At 75.2% G+C, this 22,617-nt stretch carries 23 protein-coding genes and 2 pseudogenes; 19 read left to right on the forward strand and 6 right to left on the reverse strand.

Annotated features, from left to right (window positions below; genetic code table 11):
• Positions 1–81: 81 nt before the first annotated feature.
• Positions 82–714, reverse strand: coding sequence for an NAD(P)H:quinone oxidoreductase (wrbA, locus tag PGB27_RS06975; protein WP_274199649.1), 633 nt, complete (start codon positions 712–714; stop codon positions 82–84).
• Between the two features lie 125 nt (positions 715–839).
• Between wrbA and PGB27_RS06980 the strand changes: the two genes are divergently transcribed.
• The 9 genes and pseudogenes from PGB27_RS06980 to PGB27_RS07020 all read left to right on the forward strand — a co-directional run bounded on the left by PGB27_RS06980 (position 840) and on the right by PGB27_RS07020 (position 7,857).
• Entirely contained in the window at positions 840–1,619 is a 780-nt protein-coding gene (locus PGB27_RS06980; protein WP_274199650.1) for an LOG family protein, read from the forward strand.
• Positions 1,616–2,179 (forward strand): LOG family protein, encoded by a 564-nt coding sequence (locus PGB27_RS06985; RefSeq protein ID WP_274199651.1) that lies wholly within the window; start codon positions 1,616–1,618, stop codon positions 2,177–2,179. Before PGB27_RS06980 ends, PGB27_RS06985 begins: the two co-directional genes overlap by 4 nt.
• Positions 2,179–3,051 (forward strand): dihydropteroate synthase, encoded by an 873-nt coding sequence (folP, locus tag PGB27_RS06990; RefSeq protein ID WP_274199652.1) that lies wholly within the window; start codon positions 2,179–2,181, stop codon positions 3,049–3,051. Before PGB27_RS06985 ends, folP begins: the two co-directional genes overlap by 1 nt.
• Before the next feature lie 34 nt (positions 3,052–3,085).
• On the forward strand, positions 3,086–4,042 hold the full coding sequence (locus PGB27_RS06995; protein ID WP_274199653.1) for a glucosyl-3-phosphoglycerate synthase: 957 nt from the start codon (positions 3,086–3,088) through the stop codon (positions 4,040–4,042).
• Between the two features lie 50 nt (positions 4,043–4,092).
• Positions 4,093–4,377: pseudogene (locus tag PGB27_RS07000) on the forward strand (DivIVA domain-containing protein); the annotation flags it as partial.
• A 304-nt stretch (positions 4,378–4,681) separates the two neighbouring features.
• Positions 4,682–5,149, forward strand: coding sequence for an SRPBCC family protein (locus PGB27_RS07005; RefSeq protein WP_274199654.1), 468 nt, complete (start codon positions 4,682–4,684; stop codon positions 5,147–5,149).
• 66 nt (positions 5,150–5,215) lie between these two features.
• Entirely contained in the window at positions 5,216–5,851 is a 636-nt protein-coding gene (locus PGB27_RS07010; RefSeq protein WP_408630026.1) for a DNA-3-methyladenine glycosylase I, read from the forward strand.
• A 126-nt stretch (positions 5,852–5,977) separates the two neighbouring features.
• The gene (locus tag PGB27_RS07015) at positions 5,978–6,145 is read left to right on the forward strand and encodes a DUF3117 domain-containing protein (RefSeq protein ID WP_133827309.1); all 168 of its coding nucleotides are present in this window, start codon (positions 5,978–5,980) and stop codon (positions 6,143–6,145) included.
• A 56-nt stretch (positions 6,146–6,201) separates the two neighbouring features.
• Positions 6,202–7,857: a leucyl aminopeptidase family protein gene (locus PGB27_RS07020; protein WP_274199655.1), complete on the forward strand. Its 1,656-nt coding sequence runs from the start codon at positions 6,202–6,204 to the stop codon at positions 7,855–7,857.
• Here PGB27_RS07020 and PGB27_RS07025 read toward each other — a convergent pair.
• Positions 7,854–8,630 carry an O-methyltransferase gene (locus tag PGB27_RS07025; protein WP_274199656.1) on the reverse strand — a complete coding sequence of 259 codons (777 nt, stop codon included), beginning with the start codon at positions 8,628–8,630 and terminating at the stop codon, positions 7,854–7,856. The genes PGB27_RS07020 and PGB27_RS07025 overlap by 4 nt on opposite strands.
• A 220-nt stretch (positions 8,631–8,850) precedes the next feature.
• Here PGB27_RS07025 and sigE point away from each other — a divergent pair, with 220 nt between their 5' ends.
• From sigE to PGB27_RS07050, 5 genes are all read left to right on the forward strand, one after another.
• Positions 8,851–9,516, forward strand: coding sequence for an RNA polymerase sigma factor SigE (sigE, locus tag PGB27_RS07030; RefSeq protein ID WP_274199657.1), 666 nt, complete (start codon positions 8,851–8,853; stop codon positions 9,514–9,516).
• A complete protein-coding gene (locus PGB27_RS07035) occupies positions 9,513–10,103 on the forward strand; it encodes a zf-HC2 domain-containing protein (protein WP_274199658.1) in 591 nt (196 codons plus the stop codon). The genes sigE and PGB27_RS07035 overlap by 4 nt, the downstream gene beginning before the upstream one ends.
• Positions 10,104–10,238: 135 nt before the next feature.
• Positions 10,239–11,954, forward strand: coding sequence for a trypsin-like peptidase domain-containing protein (locus PGB27_RS07040; RefSeq protein WP_274199659.1), 1,716 nt, complete (start codon positions 10,239–10,241; stop codon positions 11,952–11,954).
• Between the two features lie 9 nt (positions 11,955–11,963).
• Positions 11,964–12,419 (forward strand): Sec-independent protein translocase protein TatB, encoded by a 456-nt coding sequence (gene tatB / locus PGB27_RS07045; RefSeq protein WP_274199660.1) that lies wholly within the window; start codon positions 11,964–11,966, stop codon positions 12,417–12,419.
• Positions 12,420–12,491: 72 nt separating this feature from the next.
• The gene (locus PGB27_RS07050; protein ID WP_274199661.1) at positions 12,492–13,286 is read left to right on the forward strand and encodes an adenylate/guanylate cyclase domain-containing protein; all 795 of its coding nucleotides are present in this window, start codon (positions 12,492–12,494) and stop codon (positions 13,284–13,286) included.
• Here the strand turns inward: PGB27_RS07050 and PGB27_RS07055 are convergent.
• The gene (locus PGB27_RS07055) at positions 13,240–13,764 is read right to left on the reverse strand and encodes a MarR family winged helix-turn-helix transcriptional regulator (RefSeq protein WP_274199662.1); all 525 of its coding nucleotides are present in this window, start codon (positions 13,762–13,764) and stop codon (positions 13,240–13,242) included. The two genes, PGB27_RS07050 and PGB27_RS07055, sit on opposite strands and share 47 nt — an antisense overlap.
• 75 nt (positions 13,765–13,839) lie before the next feature.
• Here PGB27_RS07055 and PGB27_RS07060 point away from each other — a divergent pair, with 75 nt between their 5' ends.
• Positions 13,840–14,712, forward strand: a complete 873-nt coding sequence (locus PGB27_RS07060) for a dioxygenase family protein (protein ID WP_274199663.1) — start codon at positions 13,840–13,842, stop codon at positions 14,710–14,712.
• Between the two features lie 368 nt (positions 14,713–15,080).
• On the forward strand, positions 15,081–16,157 hold the full coding sequence (rsgA, locus tag PGB27_RS07065) for a ribosome small subunit-dependent GTPase A (RefSeq protein ID WP_274199664.1): 1,077 nt from the start codon (positions 15,081–15,083) through the stop codon (positions 16,155–16,157).
• Positions 16,158–16,326: 169 nt separating this feature from the next.
• On the opposite strand, the gene PGB27_RS07070 is transcribed toward rsgA, so the two are convergent.
• The 3 genes and pseudogenes from PGB27_RS07070 to PGB27_RS07080 all read right to left on the reverse strand — a co-directional run bounded on the left by PGB27_RS07070 (position 16,327) and on the right by PGB27_RS07080 (position 19,565).
• Positions 16,327–17,463, reverse strand: coding sequence for an Mrp/NBP35 family ATP-binding protein (locus tag PGB27_RS07070; protein ID WP_274199665.1), 1,137 nt, complete (start codon positions 17,461–17,463; stop codon positions 16,327–16,329).
• A gap of 379 nt (positions 17,464–17,842) precedes the next feature.
• Positions 17,843–18,292, reverse strand: a pseudogene (locus PGB27_RS07075) (DUF1003 domain-containing protein); the annotation flags it as partial.
• The gene (locus tag PGB27_RS07080; protein WP_274199666.1) at positions 18,285–19,565 is read right to left on the reverse strand and encodes a magnesium transporter MgtE N-terminal domain-containing protein; all 1,281 of its coding nucleotides are present in this window, start codon (positions 19,563–19,565) and stop codon (positions 18,285–18,287) included. The gene PGB27_RS07080 and the pseudogene PGB27_RS07075, both read right to left, overlap by 8 nt.
• Before the next feature lie 186 nt (positions 19,566–19,751).
• Between PGB27_RS07080 and PGB27_RS07085 the strand changes: the two genes are divergently transcribed.
• The 3 genes from PGB27_RS07085 to PGB27_RS07095 all read left to right on the forward strand — a co-directional run bounded on the left by PGB27_RS07085 (position 19,752) and on the right by PGB27_RS07095 (position 22,588).
• A complete protein-coding gene (locus PGB27_RS07085; RefSeq protein ID WP_274199667.1) occupies positions 19,752–20,711 on the forward strand; it encodes an HpcH/HpaI aldolase/citrate lyase family protein in 960 nt (319 codons plus the stop codon).
• 44 nt (positions 20,712–20,755) lie between these two features.
• Complete coding sequence (locus tag PGB27_RS07090) at positions 20,756–21,949, forward strand: acyl-CoA dehydrogenase family protein (protein ID WP_274199668.1); 1,194 nt, start codon at positions 20,756–20,758, stop codon at positions 21,947–21,949.
• A 117-nt stretch (positions 21,950–22,066) separates the two neighbouring features.
• Entirely contained in the window at positions 22,067–22,588 is a 522-nt protein-coding gene (locus PGB27_RS07095; RefSeq protein ID WP_274200122.1) for a general stress protein, read from the forward strand.
• Positions 22,589–22,617 lie beyond the last annotated feature (29 nt).

Here is a 22,617-nt window from a genome sequence, read left to right on the forward strand (position 1 = left end):
GTCGCGCCCCCTATTGACCGAAGGGCACCCTCGCTCGATCTACGCGAGCGGAGGTGCCCTTCGGTCAGGTCGGCCGCCGCCTCAGATCGCGGCGACCTCGCTGCGGCCCGCGACGAGCTGGCGGGTCACGGTGGCGATGCGCTGGCCCGCGTACTGCGTGGCGTGGCGCGTGTCGTCCGAGATCGGGATCGAGCCCTGGCCGTCGACGTGCGACGGGCCGTAGGGGTTGCCGACCGTGAACTGGATCGGGTCGGTGTAGCCCGGGGTCACGATCACGCCGCCGAAGTGGTGGATCGTGTTGTAGAGCGCGAGCAGCGTCGACTCCTGGCCGCCGTGGGCGGTCGAGGTCGACGTGAAGCCCGAGTACACCTTGTCGGCCAGCTGGCCCTGCGCCCACTGCGGGCCGAGGGTGTCGATGAACTGCTTGAGCTGCGCGGCGATGTTGCCGTAGCGCGTCGGCGAGCCGAACACGACGGCGTCGGCCCACAGCACGTCGTCCGCCGTGGCCTCGGGCACGTCGGCGGTGGCGTCGACGTTCCGCTGCCAGGCCTCGTTCGACGCGATGGCCTCCGGCGGCGCGAGCTCGCGCACCTTGCGGATGCGCACCTCGGCGCCCGCGTTCTCCAGGCCCTTCGCGTACTCCTGCGCCAGCTCGTGGATGGTGCCGGTGGAGCTGTAGTAGATGATCGCGACCTTGGGCGTGACCGTCGCCACGGGTGGTCCTCCTCCGAGAAGTGGTTCGTGCTTCAACCACCCCGGGCGTGCCACGCAACGGGCCCACCCAAACCGTGGACCCGGCGGTCCGGCCTCGTTCGGGTCGGCCTCCTAGGCTCGGCCGCATGCTCCACGACGACCCGGCGGGCACTGACGCCACCGCGCCGCGCCCGACCACCATCGACCGCCGTCGCCCGGAGCACCGCGACCCGGCACGGCTGAGCTCCACCACCGACCAGCGCCTTCTGGACTCCCGGGGCCCGGCGGACTGGGTGCACTCCGACGCCTGGCGCCTGCAGCGCATCCAGGCCGAGTTCGTCGAGGGCTTCAGCGTCCTCGCCGAGATCCCGCGCGCGGTGACGGTCTTCGGGTCGGCGCGCACGCCCCGCGAGCACCCCGACTACGCGCTCGGGATGGCGCTGGGCGGGGCGCTGGCGAACGCGGGCTACGCCGTCATCACCGGCGGCGGGCCCGGCGTCATGGAGGCCGCCAACCGCGGGGCGGCGGAGGCCGGCGGGCTGTCGGTGGGCCTGGGCATCGAGCTGCCCTTCGAGCAGGGCCTCAACCCGTGGGTCGACCTCGGCGTCGGGTTCCGCTACTTCTTCGCCCGCAAGACGATGTTCGTCAAGTACGCCCAGGCGTTCGTCTGCCTGCCCGGCGGCTTCGGCACGCTCGACGAGCTGTTCGAGGCGCTGGTGCTGGTGCAGACGGGCAAGGTCACGCGGTTCCCGGTCGTGCTGCTGGGCACGAGCTACTGGGGCGGGCTCGTCGAGTGGCTCGCCGGGGCCGCCGTCGACGCGGGGACGATCAGCCGCCACGACGTCGACCTCATCCACCTCACCGACGACATCGACGAGGTGGTCACCATCGTCGAGGAGGGCTTCCGCGAGGTCGTGGGCTCGTGAGGGTCTGCGTCTTCTGCGCGTCGGGACCCGTGCCCGAGGCGGCGATCGCGCTGGCCGGCGAGGTGGGCGCCGCGATCGCCGCGCGGGGCTGGAGCCTCGTCTCGGGCGGTGGACGGGTCTCGATGATGGGTGCCGTCGCCCGCGCCGCGCGGGAGGGCGGGGCCCGCACGGTCGGGGTCATCCCCGAGGCGCTCGTGGCGCTCGAGGTCGCCGACGACCAGTGCGACGAGCTCGTCGTCGTCGGCGACATGCGCACCCGCAAGGCCGAGATGGACGCCCGCAGCGACGCGGTGCTCGCCCTGCCCGGCGGGCTCGGCACGCTCGAGGAGCTGTTCGAGGCCTGGACGTCGCACGCGCTGGGGATGCACGCCAAGCCGGTGGTCGTGCTCGACCCCGACGGCCACTACGACCCGCTCTTCGCCTGGCTCGAGGACCTGCGCGGCACCGGGTTCGTCACGGCCCGGGGCATGTCGGGGGTCGTGCGCACGACGACCGTGGCGACCGCCCTCGACGCGCTCGACCCGGCCCGCACCCCGCGGGCCGTGTCAGGATCGGGGTGATGACCACCCCTCGGCCGGCGCGGCCCCTGCTGCCCGCGGACGGGCGCGTGGCGGTGATGGCGATCGTCAACCGCACCCCGGACTCGTTCTACGACCGCGGCGCCGCCTGGGACCCGTCGGCGGCGCTCGACGCGGTGGACCGCGTGGTGGCGGAGGGCGCGGACGTCGTCGACGTCGGCGGGGTCAAGGCCGGCCCCGGGCCCGGGGTGGACGTCGCGGAGGAGCTCCGCCGGGTGCTGCCGACCGTCGCCGCCGTGCGCGAGCGCCACCCGGACGTCCCGATCAGCGTCGACACCTGGCGGGCAGAGGTGGCGCGCGAGGTCTGCGCGGCCGGCGCGGACCTCATCAACGACACGTGGGCGGGGGTCGACCCGAAGCTGGGCGAGGTGGCCGCCGAGTTCGGCGCCGGGATCGTCTGCTCGCACACCGGCGGCGCGGTGCCCCGGACCCGCCCGCACCGCGTGCGCTACACCGACGTCGTCGCCGACGTGGTCGCCGAGGTCGAGCGGCAGGCGCGGGCACACGAGCGCGCGGGCGTCGACCCGTCGCGGATCCTCGTCGACCCGACCCACGACTTCGGCAAGAACACCTTCCACGGCCTGGAGCTGCTGCGCCGCCTCGACGAGCTCGTCGCGCTCGGGCGCCCGGTGCTCATGGCCCTGTCGAACAAGGACTTCGTCGGCGAGACCCTCGGCACCACCGAGGTCACCGAGCGCCTCGAGGGCACGCTCGCCGCGACGGCCGTGGCGGCGTGGGCGGGCGCGCGGATGTTCCGCGCGCACGAGGTGGCGGCCACACGCCGGGTCGTCGACATGGTGTCGGCGATCCGCGGCGACCGCGCCCCGGTCCGGACCGTGCGGGCGCTGGCATGACGGTGCGCTGCTCACAGGCGCCGGAGGCGCACCGGTGAGGAACGGGACCGAGGACTGGTTCGCGCGCCGGACCTGGGCGCACCCGGACTGGACCGCCGAGGCGCTCACCGCCGCCAAGCGCGGGCGCACGGTGTCGGTGGTGCTGCCCGCGCTCGACGAGGAGGCGACGGTCGGCGGGGTCGTGGCGGCGGTGCGCCCGCTGCTCGGCACGCTGGTCGACGAGCTCGTCGTCGTCGACTCCGGCTCCACCGACGCCACCGCCGAGCGGGCCCGCGCGGCCGGCGCCCGGGTCGTGGCGCGCGACGCGGTCCTGCCCGACGTCCCGGTCCGGCCGGGCAAGGGCGAGGTGCTGTGGCGCTCGCTGGCCGCGACGTCGGGGGACCTCGTCGTCTTCCTCGACTCCGACCTCGTCGACCTCGGCCCCGACTTCGTCACCCACCTGCTCGGCCCGCTGCTGACCGTCGACGGGGTCGCGCTGGTCAAGGGCTTCTACCACCGGCCGCTACGGCTTCCGCTTGCTGGGATGGCGGACCACGACGCGGCCCTGACGGGCGGGGGACGGGTCACCGAGCTCACCGCGCGCCCCGCGCTCGCAGCCCTGCGCCCCGAGCTCGCCGGCGTGGTGCAGCCCCTCGGCGGCGAGTACGCCGCCACCCGCGAGCTGCTCGAGTCGCTGCCGTTCGCCGCCGGCTACGGCGTCGAGATCGGCCTGCTGCTCGACACCCACCGCGAGCGGGGCCTCGACGCGATCGCGCAGGTCGACCTCGGCGTGCGCAAGCACCGCCACCGCAGCCTGCGCGCCCTCGGCGCCACGGCCGCCGAGGTGCTCGACGCCGTCCTGCGCCGCTGCGTCCCCGGCCATCCCGGCAGCGACCCGCTCACCCAGTTCGTCCCCGTGGACGGTGACTGGCTCCCCGACGAGCAGGCCGTCGCCACCACCGACCGCCCGCCGCTGGCGTCGCTCACGACACGACGCGCCACCGGGAGCTGACGGGCGGTAGCCGGCAGGGCGTGTCGGGGCGGGCACCTACGATCGGGGGCATGGGCAGCGCGCTGGTGTACGTCATCGTGGTCGGCCTCGTGGCCGCCGCGGTCTACCTGCTCGCCGCCTTCGTCTTCGGCCGGGGCGAGGAGCTGGCCCCGATGCCGCCCGGCGCCACGCCGACGCGGCTGCCCGCGCGCGACCTCACGGGCGGTGACGTGCGCGACCTGCGCTTCCAGCAGACCCTGCGCGGCTACAAGTGCAGCGAGGTCGACTGGGCGCTCGAGCGCCTCGCGGCCGAGGTCGACGCCCTGCGGGCCCGTGTCGAGGCGATGGAGGGCGGTGCTCCTGGCGCTCCCGGATCGCCCGACGCCGGCCCGCCGGTCGAGCCCGCGACGGTGGTGCGCACGAACGGCCACGGCCGATCCGGGGCCGACGGGCTCGACGACCCGACGCCCACCGACCCGACGGTCAGGGCGGGCACAGCTGGCACGGCGGGCACAGTGAGCACGGCGGGATCGGTGGGGACGGTCGGGACCGCGGCCGGCGGTGACGCACCCGGCGCGTCGTCGGGCGCGCTGCGGGGAACGTCCGGCGTCGACGGCCCGCGGCGCTGAGCGGCGGGGGAGCGGCGAGCGGGGAGCGGACATGGCGCGGCGCGAGATCACGGTGTCGGTGGACGTCGACGCCCCGGTCGAGACGGTGTGGCACGAGGTCACCGACTGGGAGTCCCAGGGCGAGTGGATGCTGGGGACGTCGGTCAAGGTCACGCGCGGCGACGGCACGAGCATCGGCTCGGAGCTGGCCGCGACCACGGGTGTGGGTCCGCTCGGGGTCACCGACACCATGGAGATCGTCGGCTGGGACCCGCCGCACCGGGCCACCGTCCGGCACACCGGTCACGTCGTGCGGGGCAGCGGTGTCTTCACCGTCCTGGAACGGAGGGGCGACGACGGGCGCGAGGCGGCGACGTTCGTGTGGAGCGAGCAGCTCGACCTGCCGCTCGGCCCCCTCGGGGCGCTCGGCTGGCCGGTGGTCAAGCCGGCGTTCGCCTGGGGTCTGCAGCGGTCGCTGCAGGAGCTTGCCCGCCGCTGCGAGCGGGACGTGGCACCGTGAGGGCCCGGTGAGGAACACGGCGAGGAGCACGGGTGGTGCCACGGTGAGCGCCCGGTGGAGAGCCCGGTGACCGCCGTGCTGACCGCCGTCGTCGGTGCCGACGGCGTGGGGCGCTGCCCGTGGGGCGCCGGGGACGGGCTGCTGGCGGAGTACCACGACACCGAGTGGGGGCGGGAGCTGCGCGGCCGCGACGCGCTCTACGAGCGGATCAGCCTCGAGGCGTTCCAGTCGGGGCTCTCGTGGCTCGTGGTCCTGCGCAAGCGGCCCGCGTTCCGAGCGGCGTTCGCGGGGTTCGACCCGGAGGCCGTGGCCCGTTTCGGCGACGACGACGTGGCGCGCCTGCTCGCCGACGCCGGCATCGTCCGCAACCGGGCGAAGATCGAGGCCACCATCGAGAACGCCCGCGCCGTCCTGGGGCTCGCCGAGCGCGACGAGGACCTCGACACGCTGCTCTGGTCGTTCGCCCCGCCTCCGCGCCCCGCGCCGCCGAGCTTCGCCGACGTCCCCGCGACCACACCGGAGTCGACGGCGATGGCGAAGGCGCTGCGGGCCCGCGGCTTCCGGTTCGTGGGCCCGACGACGTGCTACGCCCTGATGCAGGCGACCGGCATGGTCGACGACCACGTGGCCGGATGCTTCCGCGCGGCGGGGGCCGGGAACGGCACGGGAACAGCCCTGACCGGGGAGGACACGCCCGGATGATCGCTCCGGTGTCGTGCCGGTCGGGACCATAGGGAAGAATCGTCGCCTGTCACACGGCGCTCGCTCCCGGTCGTCCCTTCGGGCGACGGGAGGGCGAAGACGACCAGTTCGTGGAGGGAGCACGCTATGGCGGCCATGAAGCCCCGGACCGGTGACGGTCCCCTCGAGGTCACCAAGGAGGGGCGCGGCATCGTGATGCGCGTGCCGCTCGAAGGTGGGGGGCGCCTCGTCGTCGAGATGACGGCGGACGAGGCGGGCGACCTGCGGGAGGCCCTGCAGGGCGTGGTCGGCTGAGCACCTCGACGCCCGCCGGGCCGGACGGCGCCGCCGGGGCGAGCAGCGAGGGTGCCGTGGACGCGGCCTTCGCCGCCCCGGCGCTGCCCACCCCGCTCGCCGTCCTCACCCCCGAGACGCCCGCCGGCGCCGTCGCCGTGCTGCGCTGGCGACGGCGCGACGGGCGCACCCCCGACGACGACACCGACAGCAGCACCGCCGACGGCGGCGCCCGCGGTGACGACCGCAGTGACGACCCCGGCGGCAGCGAGACCGGCGGCAGCGAGACCGGCACCAGCGCGACCGACAGCAGCGAGACCGACAGCAGCGAGACCGACAGCAGCGAGACCGACGAGGCGGCCACCCCGGTCGTCGAGGGCGCCCCGCCCGGCTGGCGACCGTCGGCCGGCGCCGTGGTCGCGCTGCCCGGCGAGCCCCCGGCGAGCTGGCTCGTCGGGGTCGGCGAGGGCCGCGCCCGCGACTGGCGCTCCGCCGGCGCGGCGGCGGTCCGCGCGGTCCGGGACGCGCCCCCGCACGCCCTCGGCGACGCGGTGGCCGACGGCACCCGCAGCGCGCTCCTGCGCCCGGACCGCGACGAGGACCGTCCCGCCACCGCCGACGACTGGGCCGCGCTGGCCATCGGCGTCGTCCTCGGCTCGCACCGCTTCACCGTCCGCCCCGACGGCGCCGCGCCGCGGGTGCGCGTGCACCTCGACGTCCCCGCCGAGCACCACGACGCCGTCGAGCGCGCCGTGGAGCTCGCCACCGCGACCGCCCGGGCCCGCGACCTCGCGGACACGCCCTCGGGCGCCAAGTCGCCGGCCTGGTTCGCCGCCACGGCCGGCGAGCTCGTTGCCGACGCCCGCGGCCTCGAGGTCACCGTGCGGGACGAGGACTGGCTCGCCGCGGAGGGCTTCGGCGGCGTGCTCGCCGTCGGCGGCGGCTCCTCACGCCCGCCGCGGCTGCTGGAGCTGTCCTGGTCGCCGCCCGACGCCGACCCCGCCGCCGGGCACGTCGTGCTCGTCGGCAAGGGGATCACGTTCGACACGGGCGGTATCTCGATCAAGCCGAACGCCGGCATGGCGGACATGCGCACCGACTGCGCCGGCGGCGCCGCGGTCGTCGCCGCCCTGCGGGCGCTGGCCCGGCTGCGCGTGCCGGTGCGGGTGACCGGGCTCGTCCCGCTCGCCGAGAACCACGTCTCGGGCTCGTCGTACCGCCCCGGCGACCTCGTGCGCCACCGCGGTGGCACCACCACCGAGGTCACCAACACCGACGCCGAGGGCCGCATGGTCCTCGCCGACGCGATCGCCTATGCGCTCGAGGTGCTCGGGCCCGACGTCGTCGTCGACGTCGCCACGCTGACCGGGGCGATGAAGGTCGCGCTCGGCGTGCGCACGGGCGGGGTGTTCGCGAGCGACCCGGCCCTGCGCGCCGCGATCGTCGACGCCGGCGCGGCGACGGGGGAGGCGTGGTGGCCGATGCCCCTGTCGGCCGACCTCGACCCCGACGTCGACTCCACCATCGCCGACGTCCGTCAGGCGCCCGGCGGCCCCGGCGGCATCGCGGCGGCCCTGTTCCTGCGCCGCTTCACCGACGGGCAGCCCTGGGCGCACCTCGACATCGCCGGCCCCGCGCGCTGCGACAGCCCGCACGAGGAGGTCGCCAAGGGCGCCACGGGCTTCGCCGCCCGGACGCTGGTCGAGTTCGTCGCCGGACGCGCCGGGAGCTAGCGCCGCGCGGCGCAGAGCAGGCCCTCGGCCACCGGCAGCAGCAGGGGCACCAGGCGTTCGTCCTCCCGCACGAGGCGCACGGTCTCGCGCAGCGCGCCGGCGACGGCCTCGCGGCGCACCGGGTCGGCGACGCGGCCGGACCACAGGACGTCGTCGACGACCACCACCCCGCCCGGGCGCAGCAGCCGCAACGACGCCTCGAGGTCGCGGGGGAACTCGGTGGTGACACCGTCGACGACGACGAGGTCGTAGCCGGCGTCGGAGAGCCGGGGGAGCACCTGGCGCGACGTGCCCTTGATCATGCGCACACGGTTCGCCGCGAACCCCGCCTCGACGCACGCCGCGCGGGCCCGGACCTGGCGGTCGCCGTCGGGGTCGATGGTGGTCAGCAGGCCGTCGGACGGCATCCCGCGCAGGAGGGCGACGGTGCCGAGGCCCAGGCCGGTGCCGATCTCGACCACCGCACGTGCCCGCGTCGACGCCGCGAGGAACGTCAGCGCCGCGGCGGTGGCGGGCGCGACGGCCACGACGCCCTCGGCGGCGGAGCGCTCGCGCAGGTCGGCGAGCAGCTCGTCCTCGGCGAGGAACGCCTCCGCCCGCTCGGCGAGCCGGGTCCGCGCGCGGGCGCGCACGGCCTCGGCGTCGGGCTCCGGGGCGTCGCCGACGGCCACAGGACCGGTCGGGGCCTCGGGGGTGCGCCGGACGGCCCGCAGCGGGCGGGACGAGCCGCGCACGCCCCCGCCCCCGCGCCCCCCGGGGCGTCCCGTCGCCATTCGAGCAGGCTAGATCGCGTGGACGCTCCCGGGCGGCGTGCCGCGCCGACACGCCGCCGACACGGTCGGGGTGAGGGACGCGTCACCGCCCCGTCCGGAAACTCAGGGGTCTCTCAGGCCGACCTCACCCCCGTGACATCACGGGCCGCCACAGTGGTGGCCAGGTCGCCGGGCACCCCCGACCGGCGCCGCCCCGACGAGCCGAGGAGCGCGCCCGCCGATGCCCGACCGACCCGTCCCCGCCGCCGACACCGCCTCCCCCGGTCCGGTGGGCGGCTCGGCGACGGCCCTGCTCGAGCGCCCGGAGGACAGCACCACGACCGAGCCGTTCGCCGACGCCGCCGACGCCTGGGTGCCCCCGACCTGGGACGACGTCGTGCGCCAGCACGCCGACCGGGTCTACCGCCTCGCCTACCGCCTGACCGGCGACGCCCACGACGCCGAGGACCTCACGCAGGAGACGTTCATCCGCGTGTTCCGGTCCCTCGCCGGCTACAAGCCCGGCACGTTCGAGGGCTGGCTGCACCGCATCACCACGAACCTCTTCCTCGACATGGTCCGCCGCCGCGCCCGCCTGCGCATGGAGGGCCTGCCCGAGGACACCGACCGCCTGCCCGGCGGCGGCCCCGACCCGGAGCAGGTCTGGTCCGACGCCCACCTCGACCCCGACCTGCAGGCCGCGCTCGACGCCCTCGCGCCCGAGTTCCGCGCCGCCGTCGTGCTCTGCGACGTGGAAGGTCTCTCGTACGAGGAGATCGCGGCGACCCTCGGTGTCAAACTGGGGACCGTGCGAAGCCGCATCCACCGCGGGCGCCAGTCGCTGCGCGCCGCCCTCGAGTCCCGTGCCGCCGACCGGGTCGGCGCCGGCCCACGGCGGTCCTCGTGATCTCCGGGCGCACCGGGGGCTGGCCGCGGCGGTTCACCGACGCCGGCCACCTCGCGCTCGACGCCGTCGTCGCGTTCGTCGACGACGAGCTCCCGCCCGGTCCGGCCCGGCGCGCCGCCGCGCACGTCGACCACTGCCTGTCCTGCGCCGCCGAGGTCGCCGCGCAGCGCCAGGCGCGCCGCCGCGTGCGCGCCGCCGGGGGCCCGGCCGTGCCGAGCTCGCTGCTCAGCGCCCTGTGCTCGATCCCCGACGCCGCGCCGCTGCCCGAGCCGCCCGCCGGGTTGGCCGTGGGCCCCGACGGCGAGCTCGTCGTCCCCGCCGAGACACCCGCCCGCGGCCGCCGCTCCCGCCGGCGGACCCTCGGCGTGCCCGTCGCCCTGAGCTCCGGGGTGGTCGTCGGCGCCGCCGCGCTGGCCGCCCTGTCCGGCCCCGCCGTCGTGTCCGGCACCGCGCCGGCCTCCTCGTCCGGCGGCCCGGTCGTCGTCGCGCCGACCGTCACGCCCACCGCCGCGGCCGCCGACCTCGCCGTCCGCGCGAGCACCACCACCCCGTCCGCACCCGGCCTGCCCGGACCCGGCGCCCCCTGACGCACCCTTCACCACGGCGGTCGCACGCTGTGACCGTGTCGACGCGTGCCGCGGGCCGAGGCTCTACGGTGGAGGGGCGATGAGCACCACCGTTGAGCCCGGGCTGCGGCCCGCCGCCCCCCGCGGGGAGGCGTCATGAGCGGACCCACCGATCCGCGCCCCGAGCCGGGCCCGGACGCCGGTCACGGCGACGCCGGCTCCGGCAACGGCTCCGGCAACGGCTCCGGCAACGCCTCCGGCAACGCCTCCGGCAACGGCCACGCCTCGGGCAACGGCCACGCGGCGGGCAACGGCCACGCGGCGGGCAACGGCCACGGCCCGGCACCGACGAACGGCCACGGCGCGGTGCCCGAGAACGGCGCGTCCCACGGCACCAACGGCGTCAACGGCGCCGCCCACGCTCCCGGCAACGGCCACCCCGCCCCCGACGAGCGAGAGCTCGCCGCCGTCTTCGGCCGGCCCGCGGGGGTCGAGGGCGGCTTCGGCGCCCGCAACGGCGACCCCGGCCGTCGGCCGGCCCCGCACCGCGACGCGCCCGCCCCGGCGCTCACCGCGGCGTTCGGACGCCCCCCGGGCGGCGCGACCACCTCGCTGCAGCGGCCCGACCGGCCCCCGGAGCGCCCCACCGACACGCCCGACGACTTCTGGGCGGGCGAGACCGCGACCGCCGACCCCTGGCGCGACCCCGACACGGGCGCCGAGCTCGGCGGCCCGGCGCTGGGCGAGTCCCGGCCCGGCGAGGCGGCCCGCCCGGTGGGCCCGCGCCTGTCGGCCCGCGAGCTCCTCCTCGGCCGGCGCGTCCAGCCGACCGCGCTGGCTCTCCTCGCCGTGGTGGCCCTGCTGCTCGGCGGGGTCGGCGGCGTCGTCGGGTGGGCGGTCGCGGGCGGCGCCGACAGCCTCGTCGACCCGGGCGCCACGCTGACCCCCGTCGAGGTCGGCCGCGAGCGCCCGCCGGGATCCGTCGCCGACGTCGCGGGCCGCGTGACCCCGGCGGTGGTCTCGCTCGAGCTGCAGGCCGGCACCAGCGGCGGCACCGGCTCGGGCGTCGTGCTCACACCCGACGGCTACATCGTCACCAACAACCACGTCGTCGAGCTCGCCGCCACCGACCCGCGCGCCACCCTCGAGGCCGTCTTCGCCTCCGGGCTGCGGGCGCCCGCGCGCGTCGTCGGCCGCGACCCGCAGACCGACATCGCCGTGGTCAAGGTCGACATCGCGAACCCCGTCGTCGCCCAGCTCGGACGCTCCTCCGACCTGCGCGTCGGCGACGGCGTCATCGCCATCGGCTCGCCGCTCGGCCTCGCGGGCACGGTCACCGAGGGCATCGTCAGCTCGGTCGACCGCCCGGTGCGCCTCGACGCCGAGTCCGCCGAGGCCAACCCCGTCATCGACGCCATCCAGACCGACGCCGCGATCAACCCCGGCAACTCCGGCGGCGCGCTCGTCGACACCTCCGGGGCCGTCGTCGGCATCAACACCGCGATCCGCACCCTCGGCGGCGGCGAGGGCGGCTCGATCGGCCTCGGCTTCGCCATCCCGATCGACGACGTCCGCGTCATCGCCGAGTCGATCATCCGCACCGGCGGCTACACCCACAGCGACCTCGGCGTGAACGCGAAGTCGGTCACGGACGGCGCCGCGGACGGTGCGCAGGTGCTCAACGTGCGTCAGGGTGGACCCGCGTCGCGTGCCGGGCTGCTGGAGGGCGACGTGGTCCTGCGGGTCGACGACCGGCCCATCGCGTCCGCCGACGAGCTCGTGGTGGCCGTGCGGGAGCACCCGCCGGGCCAGGTGGTCACGCTCGGCGTGGTGCGCCAGGGCCGTCCGCTGACGCTGCAGGTCACGCTCTAGGGGGCAGGGGTGTTCGACAACATCGGCTGGCCCGAGCTGATCGTCCTCGCGCTCGTCGGCCTGTTCGTCCTGGGCCCCGAGCGCCTCCCGGCGGCCGCGGCGTGGGTCGCGAACACGGTGCGGACGATCCGCGACTACGCCACCGGCGCGCGCGACCAGCTGCGCCAGGAGCTCGGGCCCGAGTTCGACGAGCTCCGCAAGCCGCTCGAGGACCTGCGGTCGGTCCGCGACCTCGACCCGCGCCGGGCGGTGCGCCAGCACCTGTTCACCGAGCCGCCCGCCGACGGCACCTGGAGCGGGTCCCCGACGCCGGGGTCGACCGCCGGCACCACGGCGAGCACCGCCGCCGGCACGGCCGCGGCGCTGCCCGCCACCCCGGCGCCCGGCACGCCCACCCGCCGCCCCGAGGCCAGCCGTCCGCTGGGCCCGGGCGAGAGCGCCCCGCTGGATCCCGACGCCACGTGAGCCCCGTGTCCCTCCTCACGAGGTGCTCGGGGGCGAGGGTCGGTGGCGGGTCGGCTGTTACCGTCGGTCAACGTGCTCGCGCATCAGCGTGAGCCGGTGCGCCGCCGGGTCCTGGAGGCGGCCCACCGGCTCGACTCCGACCCGCGGCTGCTCGCTGCGGTCGAGTGGGCGAGGTCCCGGCTGCCCGGCGACGCGACGTACGGCGACCCCCTCTCGACCGGGGACGACGCCGTCGGGCGGCTCGCGGCCCAGCTCGCCCCGCTCGCGGCGACCCGCCCGAGCGTGCTGCGCGAGGTCGGGCTCACCGCGTTGCAGGTCTGGCAGGCGCACGCGGGCGTCGAGGAGCGGCACAGCGACGAGCAGGTGGTCGTCCTGTTCACCGACCTCGCCGGGTTCTCGGACTGGACGCTCGAGGTCGGCGACGACGTCGCGGTGACGGCACTGCGCCGGGTCGGCGCGGCCGTCGAGCCCCTCGTGCGCCGGCGCGGGCGCGTCGTCAAGCGGCTCGGCGACGGGCTGATGGCCGTGCACCCGAGCGTCGAGGACGCGGTGGAGGTGGCGCTGGCGGCGCGCGACGCGGTCGGCGAGATCGACGTCGACGGGCACCGCCTGGCCCTGCGCGCCGGGGTGCACGTCGGCACCCCGCAGCAGCTCGGCGGCGACTACTACGGCCGCGACGTCAACATCGCCGCCCGGATCACCGACGCGGCCGGGCCGGGCGAGGTCTGCGTCTCCAGCACGAGCCGGGCGTTCCTCGACGCCGAGCGCTTCGCCGCGTTCCCGCTCCGCGGCCGCCGCGGCAAGGGCGTGCCGCCCGACATCACCCCGTGGCGGGTCGGTCGTCGACCGGGTGGGCCTCGCGGCTGAGCGGGTTCGCCCGCATCCCGCCGGCCGGGTCGAGGCGGCCCAGGATCGCCGCGGTGACGCACGCCAGCGACGCGACGCCCTCGTCGTCGAGCGCGTCGAAGATCAGCCGGCGGACCTCCGCGGCGTGCCCGGGCGCGGTCTCGCGGACCTTCTCCATGCCCGCGTCGGTGAGCCGCGCGACGGTGACCCGCCCGCTCTCCGGCGACGGCTCGCGCGTCACCCAGCCCTGCTGCTCCAGGCGCGCCACGACGTGCGAGAGCCGCGAGAGCGACGAGTTCACGGTGGCGGCCAGCGCGCTCATGGGCAGCGTGCGCCCGGGCGTCTCGGAGAGCATCGCGAGCGTCAGGTAGGAGAACTGGGTCAGGCCGGCGTCACGCTGGAGCTGGGCGTCGAGCGCGGCGGGCAGCAGCGTCATCACCGCGGCCGTGCGGCGCCACGCCCGCTGCTCCGCGTCGTCCAGCCACGGCGTCTCGTCCATGGGACCCATGTTACTTGATGCTTCAACCCACAGCCCGTAGTGTCGGCGGTGGAATCGTTGGACGAGGAGCTCGCCATGGACCCGTTCGCCACCGCCCACCCGGGAGCGGCGTTCGACGCGTACGAGCCGGCCGCCCGGGAGCGCGCCGCCCGCCGCGCGTCGTGGACCCCGCAGGACGGACCGCTGCCCGCGCTCTACGTGAGCCACGGGGCGCCGCCGCTGTTCGACGACGCGGAGTGGATGACGCGCCTCGGTGCCTGGGCCGACCGGCTGCCGACGCCGCGGGCGATCCTCATCGTCTCGGCGCACTGGGAGTCCGCGCCGCTGACCCTGTCGAGCCCGGAGGCGGGCACGCCGCTCGTGTACGACTTCGGCGGGTTCGCCGAGCGCTTCTACCGCATGACCTACGCGACGCCCGACGCCTCGGCGCTCGCCGCCCGCGTCGCCGCGACCCTGCCCGACGGCGAACCCGTGCACACCTCGCGCCGCGGCCTCGACCACGGGGCGTGGGTGCCGCTCAAGGTCATGTACCCGCTCGGCGACGTGCCGGTCCTGCAGATGAGCCTGCCGACCGAGGACCCGGAGCGCCTGCTCGCCATCGGCACCCGCCTGCGTGAGCTGCGCGGCGAGGGCGTGCTGGTCGTCGGCTCGGGCTTCATGACCCACGGCCTGCCGTTCCTGACCCCGGAGATGCTCGGCGGGCAGGAGACCCCGGGCTGGACCGGCGACTTCGACGCCTGGGCCGCCGAGGCCCTCGACCGCGGCGACCTCGAGACCCTCCACCGCTTCCGCGAGGCGCCGGGCATGCCCTACGCGCACCCGACGGCCGAGCACTTCGTGCCGCTGTTCGTCACCCTGGGCGCGGCCACCGACCCCGAGGCCCCGGTGACGACGACGATCGACGGCACCATGTGGGGCCTGTCGCGCCGGTCGCTGCAGGTGGCCTGAGGCTCGGCGTCGTCGCAGCGAACGCGCTGTTCGCGGCTTCTACGCGCACGAAGTCGCCGTTCGTGTCTGCGGGGACCTGGCGATCGGGCGGGCAATGGCGCCGAGTGGATGCCGTCCGCGAAAAGGGATGGCGCAGTCCGGGACGCGGGGAGCATGCTGGCTCCGTCCGGGGAGGTCGAATCCCGGGGACTGTTCGAGGAGTGAACGCCATGGCGGCCCGCACGGGCGCCATCAACGGCGCCGTCCGACGCACCTCCTGGTGACGCCGACCGGCTCGCACTGAGTGCTGCGCGCACGGTGCTCACGGGGCGCACCAGAGCTCCCGCCCGCCGTCGCCCGACGGCGGCTCCTCGAAGGGTCCCCTTCCCGTGCTCTCTGCTTCCACCCCTGACCACACCACCCTGACCCGCTACGGCTGGGACGACGCGTGGAACGCGCTCGTGCCCGACGGTGCCGTGCCCGGCCGGGTCGCCCGGGTCGACCGCGGCCGTGTCGACGTCCTCACCGCCGACGACCGCGTCCACGCCGATCCGCGCGGGCATGTCCCGGCCGTCGGCGACTGGGTCCTCGTCCGTGACGGCACCGTCAGCGCCGTCCTGCCCCGGCGCACCGCCCTCACTCGAGCGACGGTCTCCGGGCGCTCCGACGCGCAGGTCCTCGCCGCCAACGTCGACACGGTCCTCGTCGTCGTGCCCCTCGACGCCCGGCTCCGGCCCGGTCGCGTCGAACGGCTGCTCGCCCTCGCGTGGGAGGGCGGCGCGACGCCCGTCGTCGTCCTCACCAAGATCGACCGGGACGACGGGGCGCTGGTCGAGGCGCTCACCGACCTCGCCGACTCGGCACCCGGCGTCGACGTCGTGCCCGTCAGCGCGGTGACCGGCGACGGGCTCGCCGAGGTCGCGGCCGCCGCGCGCGGCACCACCGTCCTCGTCGGGCCTTCGGGCGCCGGGAAGTCCACCCTGGCCAACGCGCTGCTCGGCGTGGAGGCGATGGCGACCGGGGCGGTCCGCGCCGTCGACGGCAAGGGCCGCCACACGACGGTGCACCGCGAGCTGCTGCCCCTCCCGTGCCGCACGGAGCTCTGCGGAGCTGCGGCGCCGGAGGCGCACCACTGCGGGGTGCTCGTCGACACCCCGGGCCTGCGGGCGGTGGGCGTGCGTGACGCCGCCGAGGGCATCGACCGCGCCTTCACCGACGTCGTCGAGCTCGGGGAGGGGTGCCGCTTCACCGACTGCGCGCACCAGCACGAGCCCGGCTGCGCGGTGCAGGAGGCCGTCGCGGGCGGGACGCTCCCGGCGCGGCGGCTCGAGGCCTACCGCAAGCTCCTGCGCGAGGACGAGTGGGCGGCCGCGCGCACCGACGCCCGGCTCGCGGCCGAGCGTCGGGGGCGCTGGAAGCAGGTCACCAAGGAGCAGCGCGCGGCGTACCGGGCGCGCGGATACTGAGCGGGTGTTGCAGCGAACGCGCTGTTCGTACGCGTAGAAGCAGCGAACAGCGCGTTCGCACACCGGAGGCGAACGCGACCCCGCGAGCGAACGCGGACTTCGTACGCCTAGAAGCAGCGAACAGCGCGTTCGCTGCAACCCCGGACCGCGCCGCCGCCGGCGAGGTGACTCAGCGGCCCGCGGGCGAGATGTTGAGCGACATGCCCGCGAGGCCCCGGGAGCGCACCGACAGCTTCTCGGCCACCGCGCGCAGGGCGGCGCCTGCGGCGGACTCCGGCTGGCTGAGCACCAGCGGGACGCCGGCGTCGCCACCCTCGCGCAGGCGGGTGTCGATCGGGATCTGGCCCAGCAGCGGCACGTTCCCGCCGACCGACTTCGCCAGCGAGTCGGCCACGGCCTGCCCGCCGCCCGACCCGAAGAGGTCGAGTCGCGAGCCGTCGGGCATGTCCATCCACGACATGTTCTCGACGACCCCGGCGAGGCGCTGGCGGGTCTGCAGCGAGATGGCGCCGGCGCGCTCGGCGACCTCGGCCGCGGCCTGCTGCGGCGTGGTGACGACGAGCAGCTCGGCGTTCGGGATGAGCTGCGCGACCGAGATGGCGATGTCGCCGGTGCCCGGGGGCAGGTCGAGCAGCAGGATGTCGAGGTCGCCCCAGAACACGTCGGCGAGGAACTGCTGCAGGGCGCGGTGGAGCATCGGCCCGCGCCACACGACCGGGGTGTTGCCCGGGGTGAACATGCCGATCGAGATGACCTTCACGCCGTGGGCCTGCGGCGGCATGATCATGTCGTCGACCTTGGTGGGTCGGTCGTCGGTGCCCAGCATGCGCGGCACCGAGTGGCCGTAGATGTCGGCGTCGACCACGCCGACCGACAGGCCGCGGTCGGCCATGGCGGCGGCGAGGTTGACCGTCACCGACGACTTGCCGACCCCGCCCTTGCCCGACGCGACGGCGTAGACGCGCGTCAGCGAGCCGGGCTGGGCGAACGGGATGACGGGCTCGTCGGCGTCGCCGCGCACCGTCTTGCGCAGCTCGCGGCGCTGCTCGTCGTTCATGACGTCGAGGTCGACCGACACGGCGGTGACGCCGGAGACGGCGGAGACCGCCGAGGTGACCCGCTGGGTGATCGTCTCCTTCATCGGGCACCCGGCCACGGTGAGGTAGACGCCGACCTCGACCTTGCCGTGGTCGAGGACGTTGATGTCCTTGACCATGCCCAGCTCGGTGATCGGACGGTGGATCTCGGGATCCTCGACGCCGGCCAGTGCGGACCGGATCGCGTCGACGGATGGTGCTGCGGCCATCGGACCCTTCTCGACATCTCGAGGACACCCGGCCCCACGCACCGCGGGGAGACCCGCCGGGGCACCGGGGCGGGGGCGTGAGGCCCCCGTCGGCTCACCGCCATGCTACGTGCCGGTCACCTGAGGGGCTCCGGCACGGGAGGCGGTGCGCGTCACCCCTCCTCGAGCGCGGCGCGGCTCAGCGCCCGTTGGTCCGGTCACCCTCGGCGGCGATGGCCCGCTGCTCGAGGGCGCGGACCAGGGCACGCTCCACCGCGTCGTCGAGCGTGCGGTTCACGGCCCGGTCGACGGCCCGGTCCACGGCCTTCGTGACCGCCTTCTCCAGGGCCTTGTCCGGCTTGCCGGGGCGCTCGCCGTCCCGCGCGCCCTCCCGGACCCCCCGGGCCTGCTCGAGCTCGCCGCGCAGGTAGTCGCGGGTGACGACCTCGCCGAGCTGCAGCCGCATCGACGCCAGCTCGCGGGCGAGGTACTCGGTCTCGGCCGACAGCCGTCCCGCGCGCATGCGGTCCTCCTCGAGGGAGACGCGGTCGCGGTCGTCCTGGCGGTTCTGCGCCAGCAGGATGAGCGGCGCGGCGTACGCGGCCTGCGTCGAGAACGCGAGGTTGAGCAGGATGAACGGGTAGGGGTCCCACTGCAGGCTGATCGCGAAGACGTTGAGCGCGATCCAGGTGGCGACGAGGATCGACTGCCACAGCAGGAACGTGCCGGTGCCGAGGAAGCGGGCCAGGCGCTCGGCGACCCGCGCGAACCACTCGGTGTCGACGGTGAGGCGCAGTCGGCGGCTGCCGGCGGGCTGGTCCAGGCGCCGGCGGGTGGTGGGCTCAGGCACGGCCGCCTCCGGTGGGTGCGGCCCGTGTCGTGGGGGTCGGCTCCGGGTCGGGCTGCGAGCGCCAGTCCTCGGGCAGCAGGTGGTCGAGGACGTCGTCGACGGTGACGGCCCCGACCAGGTGCCCGGCCTCGTCGATGACGGGCCCGCAGACGAGGTTGTAGGTCGCGAAGTAGCGGGTGACCTCGGCGAGCGACGCCTCGGGCCCCAGGCGCGTGAGCTCGGCGTCGAGCACGCCCGCGACGAGGTCCGACGGCGCCTCGCGCAGCAGCCGCTGGGCGTGCACGCAGCCGAGGTAGCGCCCGGTCGGGGTGGCCGTGGGCGGCCGGCAGACGAACACCATCGACGCCAGCGCCGGGGTGATGTCGGGGTTGCGGACGTGGGCGAGCGCCTCGGCGATCGTCGCGCCGGGCTGGAGCACGATCGGCTCGGGCGTCATGAGCCCGCCCGCGGTGTCCGACGAGTAGGTCAGCAGCCGCCGGACCGGCTCGGACTCCTCGGGCTCCATGAGACCGAGCAGCTCCTCGGACTCGGCGCCGGGGAGGTCCGCGAGCAGGTCGGCCGCGTCGTCGGGGTCCATCTCCTCGAGCACGTCGGCGGCGCGCTCGGTGGACAGGTGGCGCAGGAGGTCCTGCTGCTCGGACGACGGGAGCTCCTCGAGCACGTCGGCGAGCCGGTCGTCGCCCAGGCCGTCGGCGACGTCGTGCCGGCGGCGCTGGGGCAGGTCCATCAGCGCGTGCGCGATGTCGGCCGGGCGCATGTCCTCGAACGTCGAGAGCAGCTGCTCGGTGCCCTGCCCGGACTCCGAGAGCGAGAGCCCGGAGATCGCCGCCCACGGCAGCACCTGCACCGGGCCCCGCCGGCCCAGCCGCCCGACGAGCTCGCGCACCGCGAGGCGCGTGACCAGCCAGTCGCGGCTGCGCTGGTGCTCCATGAGCACGTCGACGACCTGCGCGTCGGCGTCGTGGTCGACCACCCGCACGCGGGCGTCGAGCATCTCCCCGACGACGAGCACCTCGTTGGGGCGCTGCGCGAACGCCCGCAGGTTGACCTGCCCCGTCGCGAGCGTGACCGCCGCGGCGTCCACGGACGTGACCCGCAGCATCGGCACGAAGATGCGCCGCCGCGAGCCCACCCCGACGACGAGGCCGAGCACGCGGGGTGGCCGCGGGCCCACCGCCACCGCGCAGACCGCGTCGCGCACGCGGCCGATCCGCTCGCCGTCCGGGCCCAGGACGGGCAGCCCGACCATGCGGGCCACGAACACCCTGGACATGGCGGTAGTCACCGCAGCAGGTTAACGGTCGCGCGCCGCCGGTCGTGCCGTCCGGCTGGATCGAGTCACCGGTGAGAGGGTCGCCACCTCGACCGATGCTCCGTGACGGTCCGTGTCAGCATCGGCGACCAGCCCGCGGCGTGCCCCGAGCGCCCGCGGACGGACGACGAGGAGGTCAGCAGTCTCGTGAGTGTCGTGAACCGCCCCCGCCGGTCGTGCCTGGCGGTGCCGGGGTCGAGCCAGAAGTTCATCGACAAGGCCCGGACCCTGCCCGCCGACCAGATCTTCCTCGACCTCGAGGACGCCTGCGCGCCGCTGGTGAAGCCCGAGGCCCGCAAGACGATCGTGGCCGCGCTCAACGAGGGCGGCTGGGAGGGCAAGACGCGCGTCGTGCGCGTCAACGACTGGACCACCGAGTGGACCTACCGCGACGTCACCGAGGTCGTGGAGGGCGCCGGGGCCAACCTCGACGCGATCATGCTGCCGAAGGTCCAGACCGCCGAGCAGGTCCACGCGCTCGACATGCTGCTCACGCAGATCGAGAAGACGATGGGCCTCGAGGTCGGCCGGCTGGGCATCGAGGCGCAGATCGAGAACGCGCGCGGGCTGAACAACGTCGTCGCGATCGCCGCGTCGTCGCCGCGCCTGGAGACCATCGTCTTCGGCCCCGCCGACTTCATGGCCTCGATCAACATGAAGTCGCTGGTGGTCGGCGAGCAGCCCCCCGGCTACACCGAGGGCGACGCCTACCACTACATCCTCATGCAGATCCTCATGGCCGCGCGGGCCAACGACCTGCAGGCCATCGACGGCCCCTACCTGCAGATCCGCGACGTCGACGGCTTCCGCCGCGTCGCGAACCGCGCCGCCGCGCTCGGCTACGACGGCAAGTGGGTGCTGCACCCCGGCCAGATCGACGCCGCGAACGAGACCTTCTCGCCGTCGCAGGAGGACTACGACCACGCCGAGAACATCCTCGACGCCTACGAGTGGTTCACCTCGGAGGCGGGCGGCGCCAAGGGCTCCGCGATGCTCGGCGACGAGATGATCGACGAGGCGTCGCGCAAGATGGCGCTGGTCATCGCCGGCAAGGGCCGCGCCGCGGGCATGACCCGCGGCGAGCGGTGGACGCCGCCGGAGAGCTAAGGCGATACTCGCCGGTAACTTCTACTCGCCCAGGAGCACCACGCATGGCACGCCTCGCCCAGACCGCCGGCCTGACCGATGTGCAGCAGGAGATCCTGTCCACGGTCCGCGACTTCGTGGACAAGGAGATCATCCCGCACGCGCAGCAGCTCGAGCACGACGACGTCTACCCGCAGGACATCGTCGACGGGATGAAGGAGATGGGCCTGTTCGGGCTCATGATCCCGGAGGAGTTCGACGGTCTGGGCGAGTCGCTGCTGACCTACGCGCTGGTCGTCGAGCAGATCGCCCGGGGGTGGATGAGCGTCTCGGGCGTCATCAACACCCACTTCATCGTCGCCTACATGCTGCGCCAGCACGGCACGCCCGAGCAGAAGGCGCACTACCTGCCGAAGATGGCGACCGGCGAGATCACCGGGTCGTTCTCCATGTCCGAGCCCGACCTCGGCTCGGACGTCGCGGCCATCAAGACCAGCGCGAAGGCCGACGGCGACGACTACGTCGTCAACGGCGCCAAGATGTGGCTGACCAACGGCGGGTCGTCGAACCTGTCGGCGGTGCTGGTCAAGACGGACGAGGGCGCCGAGAAGCCGTACCAGAACCTGACGACGATCCTCGTCGACAAGGAGCGCGGCTTCGGCAAGGTCGCCGAGGGCCTCAGCATCCCCGGCAAGATCGACAAGATGGGCTACAAGGGCGTCGACACCACCGAGATGGTGTTCGACGGCTTCCGCATCCCGCAGTCGCAGGTCCTCGGCGCGGCGCCCGGCAAGGGCTTCGCGCAGATGATGGACGGTGTCGAGGTCGGCCGCGTCAACGTCGCCGCCCGCGCCTGCGGCATCGCGATCCGCGCCTTCGAGCTCGGCATCGAGTACGCCCAGCAGCGCTCCACCTTCGGCAAGCCGATCGCCCAGCACCAGGCGATCTCGTTCAAGCTCGCCGAGATGGCCACCAAGGTCGAGGCCGCGCACCACATGATGGTCAACGCCGCGCGCCTCAAGGACCGCGGCGAGCGCAACGACGTCGAGGCCGGGATGGCCAAGATGCTCGCCTCGGAGTACTGCAAGGAGGTCACCGAGGAGTCGTTCCGCATCCACGGCGGCTACGGCTACTCCAAGGAGTACGAGATCGAGCGCCTCATGCGCGAGGCGCCGTTCCTGCTCATCGGCGAGGGCACCTCGGAGATCCAGAAGACGATCATCAGCCGCGGTCTGCTCAAGGACTACAAGCTGCGCTGATCGCTCGACGGCGCCGGGCGGCGGTACGGTCCTGCGTCACACCCCGTCCGGTCCGGGCACTCCCGGGCCGGGCGAGGCGTTGACGTACCAGTTGGACCGTATGGAAGACAGCGAGGGATCGTCGTGACTGCGCCGTTCACCGGGAACCGCCCTGGCGCCCAGCCCGGGCTGCCGAACCTCCCCGAGCCGCCGTCGGGCTGGCCGGTCGGCTCGTACGCGAAGTACGAGGAGGCGCAGCGCGCTGTCGACCACCTGGCGGACAACGACTTCCCGGTCGCCGACGTCACCATCGTCGGGGTCGACCTCATGCTCGTCGAGCGGGTCATCGGTCGCCTGACCTGGGGCCGCGTCCTGCTCACCGGCGCGGCGTCCGGGGCGTGGCTGGGTCTGTTCGTGGGCCTCGTGCTGTCGCTGCTCTCGCCCACCGGCGGCCTCGCCTCGATCCTCACCGGCCTCGTCATCGGCATCGTGTTCGGTGTCGTGTCGGGCGCGATCACCTACGGCGCCTCCCGCGGCCGGCGCGACTTCACCTCGCAGAGCCAGCTCGTGGCCGGGCGCTACGACGTCCTCTGCCAGCCCCGCAACGCCGAGAAGGCCCGCGACATGCTGGGCAAGCTCGCCATGGGCACCGAGGGCTGACCTCCCCGCCCCTGCCTCCTGAGACCGTC

The organism is Actinomycetospora lemnae (assembly GCF_028737315.1).
In the GTDB taxonomy this organism is placed as follows: domain Bacteria; phylum Actinomycetota; class Actinomycetes; order Mycobacteriales; family Pseudonocardiaceae; genus Actinomycetospora; species Actinomycetospora lemnae.

Excerpts from the sequence above, each read along its gene's own strand:
- PGB27_RS06980 (WP_274199650.1), top strand. The coding sequence starts at position 840 with ATGCTCCACGACGACCCGGCGGGCACTGACGCCACCGCGCCGCGCCCG.
- folP (WP_274199652.1), top strand. The coding sequence starts at position 2,179 with ATGACCACCCCTCGGCCGGCGCGGCCCCTGCTGCCCGCGGACGGGCGC.
- PGB27_RS07005 (WP_274199654.1), top strand. The coding sequence starts at position 4,682 with ATGGCGCGGCGCGAGATCACGGTGTCGGTGGACGTCGACGCCCCGGTC.
- PGB27_RS07015 (WP_133827309.1), top strand. The coding sequence starts at position 5,978 with ATGGCGGCCATGAAGCCCCGGACCGGTGACGGTCCCCTCGAGGTCACC.
- PGB27_RS07025 (WP_274199656.1), bottom strand. The coding sequence starts at position 8,630 with ATGGCGACGGGACGCCCCGGGGGGCGCGGGGGCGGGGGCGTGCGCGGC.
- sigE (WP_274199657.1), top strand. The coding sequence starts at position 8,851 with ATGCCCGACCGACCCGTCCCCGCCGCCGACACCGCCTCCCCCGGTCCG.
- PGB27_RS07040 (WP_274199659.1), top strand. The coding sequence starts at position 10,239 with ATGAGCGGACCCACCGATCCGCGCCCCGAGCCGGGCCCGGACGCCGGT.
- PGB27_RS07055 (WP_274199662.1), bottom strand. The coding sequence starts at position 13,764 with ATGGACGAGACGCCGTGGCTGGACGACGCGGAGCAGCGGGCGTGGCGC.
- PGB27_RS07060 (WP_274199663.1), top strand. The coding sequence starts at position 13,840 with ATGGACCCGTTCGCCACCGCCCACCCGGGAGCGGCGTTCGACGCGTAC.
- PGB27_RS07070 (WP_274199665.1), bottom strand. The coding sequence starts at position 17,463 with ATGGCCGCAGCACCATCCGTCGACGCGATCCGGTCCGCACTGGCCGGC.
- PGB27_RS07080 (WP_274199666.1), bottom strand. The coding sequence starts at position 19,565 with ATGTCCAGGGTGTTCGTGGCCCGCATGGTCGGGCTGCCCGTCCTGGGC.
- PGB27_RS07090 (WP_274199668.1), top strand. The coding sequence starts at position 20,756 with ATGGCACGCCTCGCCCAGACCGCCGGCCTGACCGATGTGCAGCAGGAG.